The organism is Bacillus sp. P14.5, from assembly GCF_003316765.1.
Classification (GTDB): Bacteria; Bacillota; Bacilli; order Bacillales; family Bacillaceae_B; genus Rossellomorea.
The window spans coordinates 218,010-233,168 of the sequence record NZ_NIJF01000066.1 but is presented as its reverse complement, the minus strand read 5'-3'; the positions used below and the strand labels follow the sequence as shown (position 1 = coordinate 233,168).

At 44.9% G+C, this 15,159-nt stretch carries 11 protein-coding genes; 3 read left to right on the top strand and 8 right to left on the bottom strand.

All coding sequences use genetic code 11. The annotated features are described in order from the left end of the window. Nucleotides 1-366 precede the first annotated feature (366 nt). Complete coding sequence (gene ytvI / locus B9Z54_RS11110) at nt 367-1,491, top strand: sporulation integral membrane protein YtvI (RefSeq protein ID WP_113928460.1); 1,125 nt, start codon at nt 367-369, stop codon at nt 1,489-1,491. Nucleotides 1,492-1,533: 42 nt separating this feature from the next. Here ytvI and B9Z54_RS11105 read toward each other — a convergent pair whose 3' ends face one another. The 8 genes from B9Z54_RS11105 to dnaE all read right to left on the bottom strand — a co-directional run bounded on the left by B9Z54_RS11105 (nt 1,534) and on the right by dnaE (nt 13,984). After that, nucleotides 1,534-1,920 (bottom strand): FxsA family protein, encoded by a 387-nt coding sequence (locus B9Z54_RS11105; RefSeq protein ID WP_113928459.1) that lies wholly within the window; start codon nt 1,918-1,920, stop codon nt 1,534-1,536. A gap of 1,222 nt (nt 1,921-3,142) precedes the next feature. Then, nucleotides 3,143-4,903 carry a pyruvate kinase gene (gene pyk / locus B9Z54_RS11095; protein ID WP_113928457.1) on the bottom strand — a complete coding sequence of 587 codons (1,761 nt, stop codon included), beginning with the start codon at nt 4,901-4,903 and terminating at the stop codon, nt 3,143-3,145. Nucleotides 4,904-4,957: 54 nt separating this feature from the next. After that, nucleotides 4,958-5,917 carry a 6-phosphofructokinase gene (gene pfkA, locus B9Z54_RS11090; protein ID WP_113928456.1) on the bottom strand — a complete coding sequence of 320 codons (960 nt, stop codon included), beginning with the start codon at nt 5,915-5,917 and terminating at the stop codon, nt 4,958-4,960. A 307-nt stretch (nt 5,918-6,224) separates the two neighbouring features. Continuing rightward, complete coding sequence (gene accA / locus B9Z54_RS11085; RefSeq protein WP_113928455.1) at nt 6,225-7,205, bottom strand: acetyl-CoA carboxylase carboxyl transferase subunit alpha; 981 nt, start codon at nt 7,203-7,205, stop codon at nt 6,225-6,227. After that, the gene (gene accD / locus B9Z54_RS11080) at nt 7,199-8,068 is read right to left on the bottom strand and encodes an acetyl-CoA carboxylase, carboxyltransferase subunit beta (protein ID WP_113928454.1); all 870 of its coding nucleotides are present in this window, start codon (nt 8,066-8,068) and stop codon (nt 7,199-7,201) included. Before accD ends, accA begins: the two co-directional genes overlap by 7 nt. 254 nt (nt 8,069-8,322) lie before the next feature. Continuing rightward, complete coding sequence (locus B9Z54_RS11075) at nt 8,323-8,964, bottom strand: FadR/GntR family transcriptional regulator (protein ID WP_240189887.1); 642 nt, start codon at nt 8,962-8,964, stop codon at nt 8,323-8,325. Further along, complete coding sequence (ystJ, locus tag B9Z54_RS11070) at nt 8,961-10,199, bottom strand: NADP-dependent malic enzyme (RefSeq protein WP_113928453.1); 1,239 nt, start codon at nt 10,197-10,199, stop codon at nt 8,961-8,963. Before ystJ ends, B9Z54_RS11075 begins: the two co-directional genes overlap by 4 nt. A 431-nt stretch (nt 10,200-10,630) precedes the next feature. Continuing rightward, nucleotides 10,631-13,984 (bottom strand): DNA polymerase III subunit alpha, encoded by a 3,354-nt coding sequence (gene dnaE / locus B9Z54_RS11065; RefSeq protein ID WP_113928452.1) that lies wholly within the window; start codon nt 13,982-13,984, stop codon nt 10,631-10,633. 190 nt (nt 13,985-14,174) lie between these two features. On the opposite strand from dnaE, the gene ytrH reads away from it, so the two are divergent. Together ytrH and ytrI are read left to right on the top strand one after the other, a co-directional pair. Then, nucleotides 14,175-14,510 carry a sporulation membrane protein YtrH gene (gene ytrH, locus B9Z54_RS11060; RefSeq protein WP_113928451.1) on the top strand — a complete coding sequence of 112 codons (336 nt, stop codon included), beginning with the start codon at nt 14,175-14,177 and terminating at the stop codon, nt 14,508-14,510. Next, nucleotides 14,507-15,013, top strand: coding sequence for a sporulation membrane protein YtrI (gene ytrI / locus B9Z54_RS11055; RefSeq protein ID WP_113928450.1), 507 nt, complete (start codon nt 14,507-14,509; stop codon nt 15,011-15,013). The genes ytrH and ytrI overlap by 4 nt, the downstream gene beginning before the upstream one ends. The last annotated feature ends 146 nt before the right edge of the window (nt 15,014-15,159 follow it).

The following is a 15,159-nucleotide window of genomic DNA, read 5'->3' as shown; positions in this document are numbered from 1 at the left end:
CTGCCCCTTCTCCAACTATATCCTAACATAATATTCCGATCTTCCCTAATTATCCTTAACCCTTCGTGCACTCAATCATAGAAAAGGGAAAATCAAGAAGCGTCAGTCTTCGTATGGATAAACGGCCAGTCCTTTCTTTATTCTCTTTTTCCTCATTGAGAGCTTAGATAGTATATGGCGAAACTAATTTTTTTCCATCTTTTCTCTAAAAGCTTTATAAGAAGTGGAACGGACTCTCTCTTATATCGAAAAAATTTCAGGCAGAAAGTCTTTTATTCTCTTGAAATGTTCAACTTTCTTTCATTTCATTCCTCAGCTAAAATATATATATACTATAAACAGAAAAATCTGGCAGGGGGTTTGTATATGAATTTGGAGTTTCTTTACCGTTGCTTGCGCTTTCTATTTGTTGTGGCGGTAGTGGCTTTGACCGGGATAGCAATCTACTATGTTTCAAAGGTGACTTATCCCTTCATCATTGCTTTGATTATCGCGCTTTTAATCAACCCGGTAGTAAATCTCCTTGAGAGGAAAGCAAGAATGCCGAGGGGATTGGCTGTTGCGTTAGCCCTGCTCTTGATCATCTCCCTTTTCATAGGACTGATTACATTGCTGATAACAGAGATTGTTTCAGGTGCAAACTATCTGGCCGATGTTGTCCCTCAGCATGTAAACACCCTTGTTGAGTACTTCGAAAATTTCATTGCTGGACAAGTCATCCCTTTTTACCATCAAATCAGCGGCCTTTTCAAAAATTTAGAAGCAGGACAGCAAGGCGCCATCCTTGAGAACATTCAAGCCGCCGGAGAAAGAATCGCCTCATCAGCTGGTGATTTCATCCAGAACTTCTTTCAGAAGCTGCCAAATATCGTTTCTTGGATTCCCAACGCCGCAACCGTATTGATTTTCTCTGCATTGGCTACATTCTTTATAAGTAAAGACTGGTACCACCTTTCTGACAAGCTCTCTAAGTATGTACCTGTAAAAGCTGCGGCAAGCGGGAGAAGGGTTTTCGTGGACTTGAAGAAGGCTTTGCTCGGCTTTGTACGTGCCCAGTTCACCTTAATTTCTATAACAGCCGTGATTGTCCTTATCGGCCTGTTGATCCTTCGGGTTGACTATGCCATTACAATTGCTCTCGTGATCGGTCTTGTGGACATACTCCCGTATCTCGGAACCGGAGCAGTTTTCGTTCCATGGATCATCTATGAATTGATTACAGGAAATATCGGATTGGGGCTGGGCCTTGGAGTCCTTTATCTTGTAGTCGTTGTCCAAAGGCAGATCATGGAGCCGAAAATTTTATCCTCAAGTATCGGGCTCGACCCGCTGGCAACCCTTATTGCCCTGTTTGTCGGCTTCAAGCTGGTAGGGTTCCTCGGCCTGATCCTCGGCCCGGTGACTCTCGTGATATTATCCACCCTGCGAAATGCCGGGGTATTTCAGGATCTTTGGGATTTCATTACCGGCAAACCGGAGATAAGAGAATAAAGCATAATAAAAAGATCCGTTCCCAATGAACGGATCTTTTTATTATCGGTATATTATAACGTTTCCATTATTTATCCATCTTCTGAACAATCTTAAAAGGAACGGCTTAATCAGTTTCCTTGTTTGCGGAAATAACAGCAGAAATCCTGTTGCATCTGTTATAAAACCAGGTGTCAGAAGAACCACACCGCCGACCAGGACACACAAGCCGTCTACTATTGCATCACCGGGAACCTGTCCGAACTTTATTTGTTCCTGCACATTCCTTATTGCCTGGAGACCTTGTTTCTTTGCCAGATAAGCGCCTAGTACACCTGTAGCAATAATCATCAGAATTGTCGCAGGCACTCCGAATGTCTGCCCTGAAAGAATCAGCAAACCTATCTCAAGTGCAGGCACTACAATCAGAAATAACATCATATATCTCATTATATTAATTCCCCCATTTTCTGGACAACCTGATTCTATTATAACATATTCACAAACAATAGACTGATGACAGCCTGCGACAACTTTTCAACAGATTATTTAAAAAGCGGAAAGGCCCCGCTCAGCGGCGTACGGACTGTACCAGCCCCGCATGAGATAAAGGAATCACGAAGAGCGACAGCGATTCGATGATGAATTATCGCAAGGAGGGGATGGGCAGTACGCTAGCCGCTGGGGCCTTGGAGCTGGATTGATAAAAAGCGGAAGCGGCCGTTCAGCGCCGTACAGATTTATGGGATCTCGCATGAGATAAAGGAAACACGACGAACAGAGTGAGTCGATGTTGACTTATCGCAAGGAGAGAGACCAAAATCTGCTAGGCGCTGGCCGCTGGAGCTGGATTCGATGAAAAGCGGAAAGGCCCCGCTCAGCGGCGTACGGACTGTACCAGCCCCGCATTGAGATAAAGGAATCACAACGAACAAAGTGAGTTGATGATGACTTATCGCAAGGAGAGAGACCGAAATCTGCTAGCCGTTGGGACCTCGAAACTGGATTTGCAAAGGAGGGGATGGGCAGTACGCTAGCCGCTGTGGCCTTGGAGCTGGATTGACAAAAAGCGGAAGCGGCCGTTCAGCGCCGTACAGATTTATGGGATCTCGCAAGAGAAAAAGGAAACACGACGAACAGAGTGAGTCGATGTTGACTTATCGCAAGGAGAGAGACCGAAATCTGCTAGGCGCTGGCCGCTGGAGCTGGATTGATAAAAAGCGGAAGCGCCCTGTTTCGCCCCGACAGGCAAATGTTCCCCGGTGAAAAAAAGGAGGTCTTTCCTTTTATTCTCAGGGGGTTATTTGATATATGACCTTCGTAAGATAAAAACATTATTCCTTGTAAATATTCTGGTAAGCAAGAAGAAAAGAGCTGTTCCCTGTTTAGAGGGAAAACCTTATAGGCTTTTTTTAAATAAATGTTCCTTTAGAATGCTATTTCCCTTCATCCCCCTTTACCTAGGAGGATTGGAGCGGAAGGCGTACGATCTCCTGCGGGACTAGCGGGACAGGTGAGACCCCGCAGGCGCAGCCGAGGAGGCTCACCGCCCGCCCCGCGGAGTCGTCCGCCTGGAGCGGAAATCCATTACTTCTCACTAGCCACAGCCTTTGCGAAAAGAGCCATTAAAAAAGCGATGCCTCCCAAAGGAGACACCACTTTTTAGAATCACTTATAGTACACTTGCATGTCCGTCATAGATGACGCCTCTTGAAGAATCAACGGTGATTTCCTGGCCATCTTGAAGGAGAGACATGGCGTTATCCACACCTACAATTACAGGGATGCCGATATTGATGCCGACAACAGCCGCATGGCTTGTGAGGCCGCCCTCTTCTGTAATCAGTGCCGAGCATTTCTCAAGTGCAGGGACCATATCTTTATCACTGCCAACCGTCACAAGAATAGAACCTGGCTGTACCTTTTCGTTTGCTTCTGCAGCGTTTTTAGCCAAAACCGCTTTGCCGAATGCCGTCTTGCGTCCGATACCTTGTCCTTTTGCCAGAATATCGCCGACTACATGGATTTTCATCAAATTCGTTGTGCCGGATTCACCGATTGGCACACCAGCTGTAATGATGATGCGGTCACCATGAGTGATCAAGCCGGAATTGACGCTTTCCTCAACAGCCATTTCAAGCATTTCATCTGTCGTGGAAACCTTTCTGCCCATTTGAGGATATACGCCCCAAACCAATGCCAGCTTACGGGAAACGGAATCATTAGCCGTTACAGCAATAATCGGTGCTTTTGGACGGTATTTTGAAATCATCTTGGCTGTATGTCCGCTTTCTGTAGGAGCAACAATCGCATTGACAGAAAGGTTGATGGCAGTATGCGCAACAGATTGTCCAATGGCATCTGTCATATTATGGCCGCTGTCTTTGCTGCGGGTAGAAAGGATGTCTTTATAATCAAGTGCCGTTTCCGCGCGTGAAGCAATATTATGCATCGTTTGAACAGCTTCCAGCGGGTAAGCTCCAGCAGCCGTTTCCCCGGATAGCATGATGGCATCCGTACCATCAAAGATGGCGTTGGCAACGTCACTCGCTTCTGCCCTTGTCGGACGAGGATTGCGTTGCATGGAATCCAGCATTTGAGTTGCAGTGATAACCGGTTTGCCAAGCGCGTTACATTTCTTGATCAAATCTTTTTGCACAAGCGGAACTTCTTCTGCAGGAATTTCCACACCAAGGTCTCCACGGGCTACCATCAAGCCATCGGATACTTCCAGAACTTCATCGATATTATCGACACCTTCCTGGTTCTCGATCTTAGGGACAATTTGAATATTGCCAGCATTATGGTCTTCCAGCAATTGACGGATTTCCAATACATCAGATGCACGGCGGACGAATGAAGCAGCGATGAAATCTACACCTTGCTCGATTCCGAATTTGATGTCAGTTGCATCTTTTTCGGTGATGCCAGGCAGGTTTACGGACACGCCGGGAACATTAACTCCTTTTTTGTTCTTTAATGTGCCGGAATTAAGGACCTTTGTTTTAATCTCGCCTGCAGACTTATCAAGGGCAATGACTTCAAGACCGATCAATCCGTCATCTAAAAGGATTCTGGATCCCTCATGGACGTCATCAATCAAGCTTTCATATGTCACTGAGAATTTTTCAGGAGTTCCAAGCACTTCAGTCATGGAGACAATCGCTTCAGATCCTTTTTCAAGCTCGATGGATCCATTTTCCATGTTATTGGTGCGAATTTCAGGGCCTTTTGTATCCAAAAGTATTCCTACTGTTTTCCCTGTTTTTTCAGCAGCAGTCCTGATGTTCTGGATTCTGGCACCATGCTCTTCATGATCGCCATGCGAGAAATTCAAACGGGCGACATTCATACCCGCTTCGATTAACTGTGTTAATTGTTCTACTGATTCACTTGCCGGTCCTATGGTACATACTATTTTGGTTTTTCTCATTTCGTAATGCCCTCCTGGATATTTCCTGTCATTTTGAATCTATTGCAATATTAATTAGATAGACAACTCTTTTGAAAGTTTGTACATATTTAAATCTAATACGTGCTCTTTAGCCAGTGCTTCTATAATATCATAATCGACCAGTTCGTTTTTCTCGATTCCTACTGCTCTTCCACCCTTGCCCTCAGCAAGAAGGTCTACTGCACGGGAACCCAGGCGGCTTGCCAGCACCCTGTCCGAAGCGGTAGGCGAGCCTCCGCGCTGCATGTGGCCAAGTACGGATACACGAGTTTCCAGATTTGTTGCTTCCTTAAGTTTAGAAGCAAATTCTTCACCGCCCATTACACCTTCAGCAACGATAATGATACTATGCTTCTTACCGCGATCCTGCCCTTTTTTCAGGCGGCGGGCAACATCATCCATATCATGTTTGTCTTCCGGGATCAGGATTGTCTCAGCTCCGCCTGCCAGCCCCGACCAAAGAGCCAGGTCACCCGCATTACGGCCCATTACTTCAATGATGAATGTTCTTTCATGCGATGTTGCTGTGTCACGGATCTTATCAATTGCGTCTATGACCGTGTTCAAGGCCGTATCAAATCCGATAGTATATTCTGTTCCCGGGATATCATTGTCGATTGTTCCAGGTACGCCCACGCATGGGTACCCAAGCTCAGTCAGCGCTTTCGCACCGCGATAGGACCCGTCACCGCCGATGACCACAAGGCCTTCGATGCCATGCTTCTTAAGCTGTTCTATTCCCTTTTGCTGTCCTTCTTTTGTCTTGAACTCTTCACAGCGGGCCGTATACAGCATTGTTCCTCCGCGGTGGATGATATCACCTACAGAACCAAGCTCCAGCTTCTTGATATTTCCATTGATCAGGCCATTATACCCTTGGTAGACCCCATATACTTCCATGTCTTGATAAATAGCCTGCCTGACAACCGCTCTGACGGCTGCGTTCATACCAGGAGAGTCTCCTCCGCTTGTCAATACACCTATTCTTTTCATTCACAATCACCTCTTATTAAGTCTTTATGTATAGTTAGTTTTGTTATTGTTCTTTTGGGGGGCAGAAAGAAGATAATCGGGGGACACGTTTTTAACACTTATTAGTATAGGCAAAAAGCCTTTGGATTATTTCTAAAATAACATGAAGATTGCCAGCTAACAACGAATATAGAGTGGTTTTTGATAAAGACGAAATTATCTAAATAATGAAAGCGTTTCACTGTAAAAGATTGCGTTTACATTCTCTGTTTCTGCTTAAATCCTGATTTCCCGAAAAAAAAGAAAAAGCGTGAAAAAGTGTCCACGCTTAAGAATTTACCCTTGAAAACTCATCTAAAACTGTATATTCACCCATAATTTTATATTTTTGATAGCGCCCTTCTACCAATTGTTCTGAAGTCTGAGGCACCAATTCCTCCAAAGAAGACTTCAAGGCTTCACCGATGCTGTCGGCCTGTGTCTTGACATCTTTATGGGCACCGCCTCTTACTTCAGGAATGATTTCATCGATAACACCAAGCTCTTTCAAATCCGGTGCTGTGATTTTCATTGTTTCCGCAGCTCTTTTTGCCTGAGCAGCATCTTTCCATAAAAGAGCCGCCGCTCCTTCAGGGGAAATAACTGAATAAGTGGAATTCTCCAGCATATGGATATGGTTTCCTACTCCTAAAGCCAATGCACCGCCGCTTCCGCCTTCTCCAATAACGATACAAATGACCGGAACACTCAATCCGGCCATCTCAAAAAGATTGCGGGCTATCGCTTCACTTTGACCGCGTTCTTCTGCAGCTTTCCCAGGATAAGCTCCTTTTGTATCAATGAAGCAAATAATCGGCCTGCCAAACTTATCAGCCTGCTTCATCAGCCTTAATGCTTTCCTGTAACCCTCAGGGTGAGGCATCCCAAAATTACGCCGGATATTCTCTTTTGTATCTTTCCCCCGCTGATGGCCTATAACAGTTACTGGGAGACCACGGAATTTTGCAATCCCGGCGACAATGGCTTCATCCTCTCCATAGAGGCGGTCACCGTGCATTTCATGAAAATCAGTGAACAAATGACTGATGTAATCCAAGGTCGTAGGTCTGTTTTGGTGCCTGGCGACTTGAACCCTTTCCCATGGTTTCATATTTTCATATAGGTCATTTTCCAGTTTCTGCAAACGATTTTCAAGCTTTTCGATTTCAGAAGAAAGATCTACTTCCGACTTTTGAGTAAATTCCTTCAACTCCGCAATCTTATTTCTTAACTGTGTTACAGGCTTTTCAAATTCCATTTCATTTACCATGTCAGTTCACCATCCCATTGATGAATCTCCAGTATTTTCGAGATCTTCTCCTTCATATCCAAACGTGAAATGACATCATCCAGCTGTCCATACTTCAACAGGAACTCCGCCGTTTGGAAATCTTCAGGCAGGTCTTCCCTGATTGTCTGTTCAATAATCCTTCTTCCGGCAAATCCAATTAACGCTCCCGGCTCCGCAAAATTGTAATCACCAAGGGACGCAAAGCTGGCAGACACTCCGCCGGTTGTAGGATGGGTCATGATGGAAATGAACAGGCCGCCATTATCACTAAACCTTTTCAGGGCTACAGATGTCTTGGCCATTTGCATAAGAGATAGAACCCCTTCCTGCATTCTTGCCCCGCCTGATGCTGTGAAAATGATGAATGGACAATGTCTTCTATCAGCCTCTTCTATTGCTCTGGTAATCTTTTCACCAACCACAGAGCCCATGCTTCCCATTCTAAAACGAGCATCCATAATCGCGACTATTGCTTCGCAGCCGTCAATTTTTCCGGCACCTGTCACAACAGCCTCGTTGATATTGGTCTTCTGACGGTCTTTCTCCAATTTTTCTATGTAATCAGGAAAATTCAGAGGATTTTCCGAAATAAGGTTTGCATCCAGCTCTTCAAAACTTCCCTCATCTATGAAGCAGTCAATTCTTTCAAATGCATTCATGCGGTGATGATACTCACAATGCAGGCAGACATTCATATTTTTTTTCAGTTCTTTTGTATACATGATCTTTTTACAATTTGGACACTTCGTCATAATTCCTTCCGGTACATCCTGTTTAGCCGCATCAGAGGGAATGGTTGCATACTTTTTCTTTTTTGTCTTTACGAAAAGATCTTTAAGCAAAAGGGAAACCTCCTTATTCATACTAGTATGAGTCCTGCCCTAAAGGGCGTATAATCTCTTATGCTTCAGGCAATAGGGTCGTATGCGGCTGATTTTGACGGCAGTTGGTCAACTGCCCTTCAAACGCCTTGCCTGCCTGTGTTAAATCGGACTTGCTTTCATACACTCTACATCAATCCAGCCAAAAAAGATGTAGGAACATGTCGGCATTTTCTCGACAATTTTCTGCCTTGTAAATCTAACTTGTTTATATATTATTGCCTTCGGTTCGTGGTTTTCAGAGTGTGGTAATACTCCCACATCTCATTTTCCCGCTTTGCACGAAGGGAATCTATTAGTCCCTCACATACTTTCTGTTTCTCATCATCCATCGGTACCGCGCTCTCTACCATCGCTCCATATTGGGAGAGTATATACCAGATCTTTCCCGCCAAAAGATTTCCTGATTGAAGGATGACCTCCCTGAGAAAACTGTCTACAGTTTGATGCTCACGGGATGCCAGGGAATTTTGCAGACCTTCCAGGCTTATGCCAGAATCCAAAATGGTTCTAAGGCTCTCTTTTTCAAGCCACTCTTTAGTCAGCAGGACATCCCCTTTTGCCTGGCCGTCCTTCAGGATAAAAGTCCCGAGCAGCTCCACTAAATGATGATTGCGGAAGTCTTTCAAAAAAGTCCCTTCACCCCGCCTGGTTTCAATCAGACCAAGCAGCTCCAGGGCCCTTAAAGCTTCTCGAATAGAAGAACGCCCTGCTTTCAGGCGTTCTGACAACTCTCTTTCGGAAGGGATCTTATCTCCCGGCTGTAAGCCGTCAACGGAAATCATCTCCCTGATTCTATTGACAATTTCAATGAATACCTTTGAGTTTGGTTTTGGTGAATCCATCCCTTGGATCATTCACCCTTTCCGATGACTGCCAGTTGTTCAGTTTTTCTGCGTACTTCTTCAGGGTCGACTTTTTGCCTTGCGACACCTGTTTCCATCGCAGCCTGGGCCACGGCTGCCGCTACGGCTGGTGCGACACGGGCATCAAATGGGGCAGGGATGACATAGTCCTCATTCAGATCTTTTTCGGCTACAAGCCCTGCAATGGCTTCCACTGCAGCCTGTTTCATTTTCTCATTGATGTGAGTGGCGCGTACATCCAGCGCACCCCTGAAAATCCCCGGGAAAGCAAGGACATTATTTACCTGGTTAGGAAAATCGGATCTGCCCGTCCCCACTACCTTTGCTCCCGCAGATTTTGCATCCTCAGGCATGATTTCCGGTACGGGATTGGCCATGGCGAAAATAACTGGATCATCATTCATGGAACGCACCATGTCTTCGTTAAGGGCTCCGGCTACCGAAACGCCAATGAATACGTCTGCATCCTTGATAACATCCTCCAAGCTGCCTTCGATACGATTGCGGTTCGTAAACTTGGCTACTTCATCCTTAATATCATTCATGCCATTAGGACGACCTTCATAAATGGCTCCCCTTGTATCGCACATGACGATATCGCGGACACCGTAGTTATGAAGAAGCTTTATGATAGCAATTCCGGCTGCGCCCGCTCCATTGGCAACTACCTTGATCTCAGACATTTTTTTGCCAACAATTTTCAAAGCATTCACAAGACCCGCAGCTGTTACGATAGCCGTTCCATGCTGGTCGTCGTGGAAAATTGGAATATTGGTTTCTTTTTTTAATCGTTCTTCTATCACAAAGCAATTCGGTGCGGCTATATCCTCCAAATTCACACCGCCGAATGTCGGCTCCATCAATTTAACGGTTTCGACAATCTTGTCCACATCATTGGTATCAAGACAGATTGGGAAAGCATCCACTCCTGCAAAACTCTTGAACAGAACAGCTTTTCCCTCCATCACAGGAAGTGCCGCAGATGGACCGATATTCCCTAGTCCAAGGACAGCAGTACCATCGGATACAACCGCTACCATGTTGCCTTTCATTGTATATTCATAAACCGTTTCAGGTTTGTCGTAAATCACTTTACAAGGTTCCGCTACACCCGGGGAGTAAGCCAAGCTTAAATCTTTTGCATTTTTGACCTCTACTTTTGCTGTCGTTTCCAGTTTCCCTTGGTTAATTCTGTGCATGTGCAACGCTTCTTCACGTAATGACAAGCTTGTTCACTCCTTAAGTATCTGCTTTTATAGGTAATGTATTGTAATGAAATCATTTTATTCTAGGGTGGTCAGACCACCTATTTCCCTTTAAACAATATAATAAATGCTTAATGAAGTAAAGGAAATACTATTAAATTACTTCTTCAAATCAAATTTTGTTATCGTAAACATAAAAGTTGATATCAACTACAGGTGCGGGGTTCCGATGGTCTTGCAGGAAACGATTTTTTGCTATTTGTACCCATTCCCTTTAAAAGAAATAAGACGGGTAAACCAGCAAAACACCACCAATACATGGCGGTGTTTTGTATTTCAACTAAGCCCTGAAGCTTCATCATATAATCTTCTATTCCTGCCATGCTGTGTTTAAGCTGTGCGCCAGGGGTGTTGCTCTCCGAACAAAATTCCCCGCAAATAAGGAAGCAGAGTCACTTCAGGACTGTATTTTTCTCTCCCAGAGCTTCCTTTAATTCACGCAAGCATTCGGCCGATGGATTCACCCACTGGTTATTCGGAAGCTGAACCGTTCTGTTTTCTCCATCGAAATGGATGATGACAGGTACCTTGCCCTTATACTTCTTCAAAATTCTCTTCACTGCTTCTATGGCTTCCCCAGCAGAATGATCCACCTTCAGATAGAGTCTCCTGTTGATTTCATCGGATAGTGACTTTACCTCTTCTATAGAGAAGGCTTTATTGACCAGCAGCTGGATCTTATCATTCCGCTCTTCAACAGAGCCCTCGAGCATGAGGATATTTCCTTCTTTAATCAAAGCAGAATACTGCTTATACGCATTGGGGAAAACAACGCCTTCCATTTCACCGCTGGAATCACTTGCGGTAATGAACGCCATTACCTCGCCTTTTTTGGTCCGGATCGTCTTCAATGAAGTGATATAGACTCCTGCCCTGATATTTTTGTTTCCCGCTTCAAGGTCGAAAAGGTCAATGGCAGAGATGTCTTTGAATAACTTTTCAAAGGGTGAAACTGGGTGGTCTGACAAGTACAATCCGAGCACCTGTTTTTCGTATTCCAGCTTCTTCTCAAGAGGCATATCCTCGACTACTGTGTACTTGGGCTTCAGGAAAAAAGCCTCCTCCTCCTCGAACAAGTCATATTCCTGATCACGCGGGCGGACCAATTCAGAATGCTCAATAGCTACATCTAGACTTGCCAGCAGAGTAGCCCGGTCTTCACCAAAGTCATCCAGTGCTCCAGAAAATACAAGAGCTTCAAGCGTCTTTCGATTGACAGCTTTCACAGATACCCTTAAGCAGAGATCAAACAAATCAGCAAAAGGCTTTCCCTGCCGCTCTTTATAGATTTCCTTCAGCGCTGCCGCCCCTACACCCCTGATCGCTCCCAGACTGTAGCGAATGCCCCTTTTTTCGACTTTGAAAGGAAATTGACTGAGATTGATTGAAGGCGGAAGGATATCAATATCATTCTGTTTCGCCTCACGGATATATTGTGCAACCTTGGCATCATTCCCGATCACCGATGTGAGCAGAGCGGCAAGAAAGTACGAAGGGTAGTTCGCTTTCAAGTAGGCAAGCTGGTAGGCGATCATACTGTAGGCAACCGCGTGTGAACGGTTAAAGCCGTAGTTGGCGAACCTTACAATCAAATCATATATTTTCTCTGCCGTTTCAAACGTATATCCTTTCTTTAATGCCCCGTCGATGAAATGCTTTCGTTCACTGTCCAGGACATCCCGTTTCTTCTTGCTGACCGCCCTGCGCAGCAAATCGGCTTCCCCTAAAGAGAAACCGGCCATTTTGGAAGCAATTTGCATAATTTGCTCCTGATAGACGATGACTCCGTATGTGATTCCGAGGATTTCCTTTAGATCGGAATGGGGATAGTCTATGCTTTCCTCTCCATGTTTCCTGGATATGAACAATGGAATGTTTTCCATTGGGCCTGGCCTGAACAAAGCATTGACCGCCACGATATCCTCGAAAGAAGTGGGTCTCAACTTCACCAATACATTTTTCATGCCATCCGATTCCAGCTGAAATACCCCATCCGTTCTTCCTTGGCTCAGAAGCTGGAATGTTTTTTCATCATTCTGCGGAAGAGCATCCAGCGAGAATTTCTTTCCCGTACCCTTTCGTATGGATGAAACGATCCTGTCCAGAATCGTTAAGTTCCTCAGGCCGAGAAAATCCATTTTTAAAAGCCCGATTTCTTCCAATACCTCCATTGGATATTGAGTCAGATGGACGTCTCCTTGACCCGCCTGGATGGGAATCAAATCTACAAGCGGCCTTTCACTGATGATGACCCCTGCCGCATGGGTAGAAGCATGGCGTGGAAGCCCCTCCAGCTTAAGGGCTGTCTGGAAAAGCCTCTGCTTGTGCTGTGACTCATTGATGAAGTCTCTAAACTCCGCCGACTCATCGTACGCAGACTTTAAGGACAAGCCATGCCGGGAGGGAACAAACTTAGACAGCTGCTCCAGTTCCTTGGAATTAAAGCCGAACACCCTTGCTGTATCTCTCAGGGCCGCTTTTGCCGCAAGGGTCCCGAAAGTGATGATCTGGGCAACATGCAGATCTCCGTATTTTTGATGCACATATTCAATGACTTCTTCCCGCCTATAATCGGGAAAATCAATATCGATATCAGGCATTGAGATTCTTTCCGGGTTAAGGAACCTTTCAAACAACAAGCCATGAACAATCGGATCTACATCGGTGATCTTGAGGATATAGGCAACGAGGGAACCCGCTGCAGATCCCCTCCCCGGTCCTGTTAAAATATGTTGCTCGCGGGCAAACTTCATGAAGTCCCATACAATCAGGAAATAATCACTGAAATTCATTTTGAGGATGACTGATAACTCATATTTCAGTCTATCCATATATATACCAGTGTTCTCGAGCCCCCGCTCCTTAAGCCCCTGCAAACACACTTTCTCTAAGTATTGGTCAGCTGATTCACCAGGCGGCAAAGGATACTTGGGCAGCAGATTTTGATTGAAAGCGATCTCCACATTGCATTCATTCGCTGCATTCATTGTATTTTCCAAGGCATCCACATGCCTGCCAAACAACTCAAGCATTTCATCCTTGCTCTTGAAATAGTACTGATCATTTGGAAGAGTTTCACGCTCATCATCCGCTAATTTGACTCCGTCCCTGATTGCCAGCAGGCATTCCTGAGCGAACGCATCCTCTTTTTCAACAAACTGGACATCATTGGTCACAATCTGTTTGACTCCGTGCTTTTGACTTAATTTCTGAAAGCCTTCCTCTATTATCCGTTCATCTTGAAGTCCATGATTTTGAAGCGAAAAATAAAAAGAATCCTTTCCAAACACTTTCTGCATCCTGACGCAGGCGGCCTCTGCATTTTCATGAGATCCCGCAAGCAATCCCTGTTCTATTTCTCCTTTGATTCCAGGGGTGATCCCAATCAGGCCATTACCGTACCCTTTCAGCCATTTGTAGGGAATTCCTTCAGGGGATTTCGTTCCAATCACGCTGGAAATCTTTAAGAGGTTTCCATATCCCGCATTATTTTTAGCAAGCAGCACAAGCGGAAAGCTTCTATCCTCACTTTCACTCATCACATCTACAGTCATCCCAATGATCGGCTTTATGCAGTTCTTCCGGCACTCCTGATAAAACGGAATGACCCCATACATCACGTTTCGATCTGTGATGGCGATAGCACGATACTGCTGCTGTACAGCTTTTTGTACAAGCGATTTGACCGATGCTGTGCTCGACAATAAACTGAACGCGCTTGACACCTGCAAGTGGACAAACGACATGAGCACTCACACTCCTTTTCACATACTCCTCCTTTCATTATAAGAAACTATAAGGAAAAAGAAAATATGTTCGCTTTTTTCATGTCTCTTATTCTTCATATGTCAGCGGCCCGTCCCATATATATAGAGGGAGGACTTTTATACGATTCTCGCCTGATGAAAAAAATTACTATTTTCGGAGTTGATAAGAATGGCTGAAGCTTTCTTCCCGGAGCTTTTCAAAAGTTATTTCATTGCATTGGGGGTTCTTCTTGGGGGATGCCTGCTGGGAGGACTTGCGGCATTCATGACAGGCCAGCCGCTCCTTACGGAAATTTCACGGCTGTCCAGAATACTGAGGATATGGGCCATCATCGCGGCCATCGGCGGAACCTTTGATACTCTGTACAGTTTTGAAAAAGGATTCCTGAACGGTGAAACCAAAGAGGTTTTTAAACAGTTCCTTTTGATCCTTTCTGCAATGGGAGGGGCCCAGACAGCAGCACTATTCATTTTTTGGCTTACACAGGAGCATATTTCCTCATGAGAATTCCTCCGTATTACAGGCAGCCTTCTTGGCAGAGATTCTTTGCAGGCGCTCTGATCGGCGGGGTCATCAGCTGGAGCATTTTCTTGTTCATGTTCGGTGTCCTGCAGGAGGAGCAGACGTTCCTTATAGAAACGCAGCAAAAAACAATAGAGGATTTAGAAGTGGACATCTCCCATTGGCAGGAGGACTTCAAAGAACTGAATAAAGAAAACAGCAAACTGCTGACCATCCAGGACATCAAACTGGAAATTGTCAACGCAAAAGAATTCAAAATCAATGATTCACTCAGCATTTTTGAAGCAGAAGAGGAAATCAAATCAGATCTCAGCCCCCTGCTTGCAAAAGACCTGGATTCTGTTTACAAAAACAAGGACCTCGTCAAAAAAACAATCGAAAACAAAACTCTGCGGATCAATGATAAGAGGTACAAAGTAAAAATAAAGGAAATCTATTTTTATACCGTTATCCAGATTTTCCTGGAACTGGAGTATGACGGGTAGTAAAGCAGTTAAGACCCGCTTGGTGGCGGGTCTTTTTTCTATTGAAGTTAATAAACGCTTTGCGTGGCAACCTTATAAGCTTTTTGGGATGCTGTTTAATATTGTTTTGTATGAATAGGGCGTTTATCCGCTATTCATCATACTAT

What these genes read in the sequence shown, in the direction of transcription:
- ytvI (WP_113928460.1), top strand. Translation starts at nt 367, where the DNA reads ATGAATTTGGAGTTTCTTTACCGTTGCTTGCGCTTTCTATTTGTTGTG.
- pfkA (WP_113928456.1), bottom strand. Translation starts at nt 5,917, where the DNA reads ATGAAAAGAATAGGTGTATTGACAAGCGGAGGAGACTCTCCTGGTATG.
- B9Z54_RS11105 (WP_113928459.1), bottom strand. Translation starts at nt 1,920, where the DNA reads ATGAGATATATGATGTTATTTCTGATTGTAGTGCCTGCACTTGAGATA.
- pyk (WP_113928457.1), bottom strand. Translation starts at nt 4,903, where the DNA reads ATGAGAAAAACCAAAATAGTATGTACCATAGGACCGGCAAGTGAATCA.
- B9Z54_RS11075 (WP_240189887.1), bottom strand. Translation starts at nt 8,964, where the DNA reads ATGATCCAAGGGATGGATTCACCAAAACCAAACTCAAAGGTATTCATT.
- accA (WP_113928455.1), bottom strand. Translation starts at nt 7,205, where the DNA reads ATGGTAAATGAAATGGAATTTGAAAAGCCTGTAACACAGTTAAGAAAT.
- ytrH (WP_113928451.1), top strand. Translation starts at nt 14,175, where the DNA reads ATGGCTGAAGCTTTCTTCCCGGAGCTTTTCAAAAGTTATTTCATTGCA.
- dnaE (WP_113928452.1), bottom strand. Translation starts at nt 13,984, where the DNA reads ATGTCGTTTGTCCACTTGCAGGTGTCAAGCGCGTTCAGTTTATTGTCG.
- ytrI (WP_113928450.1), top strand. Translation starts at nt 14,507, where the DNA reads ATGAGAATTCCTCCGTATTACAGGCAGCCTTCTTGGCAGAGATTCTTT.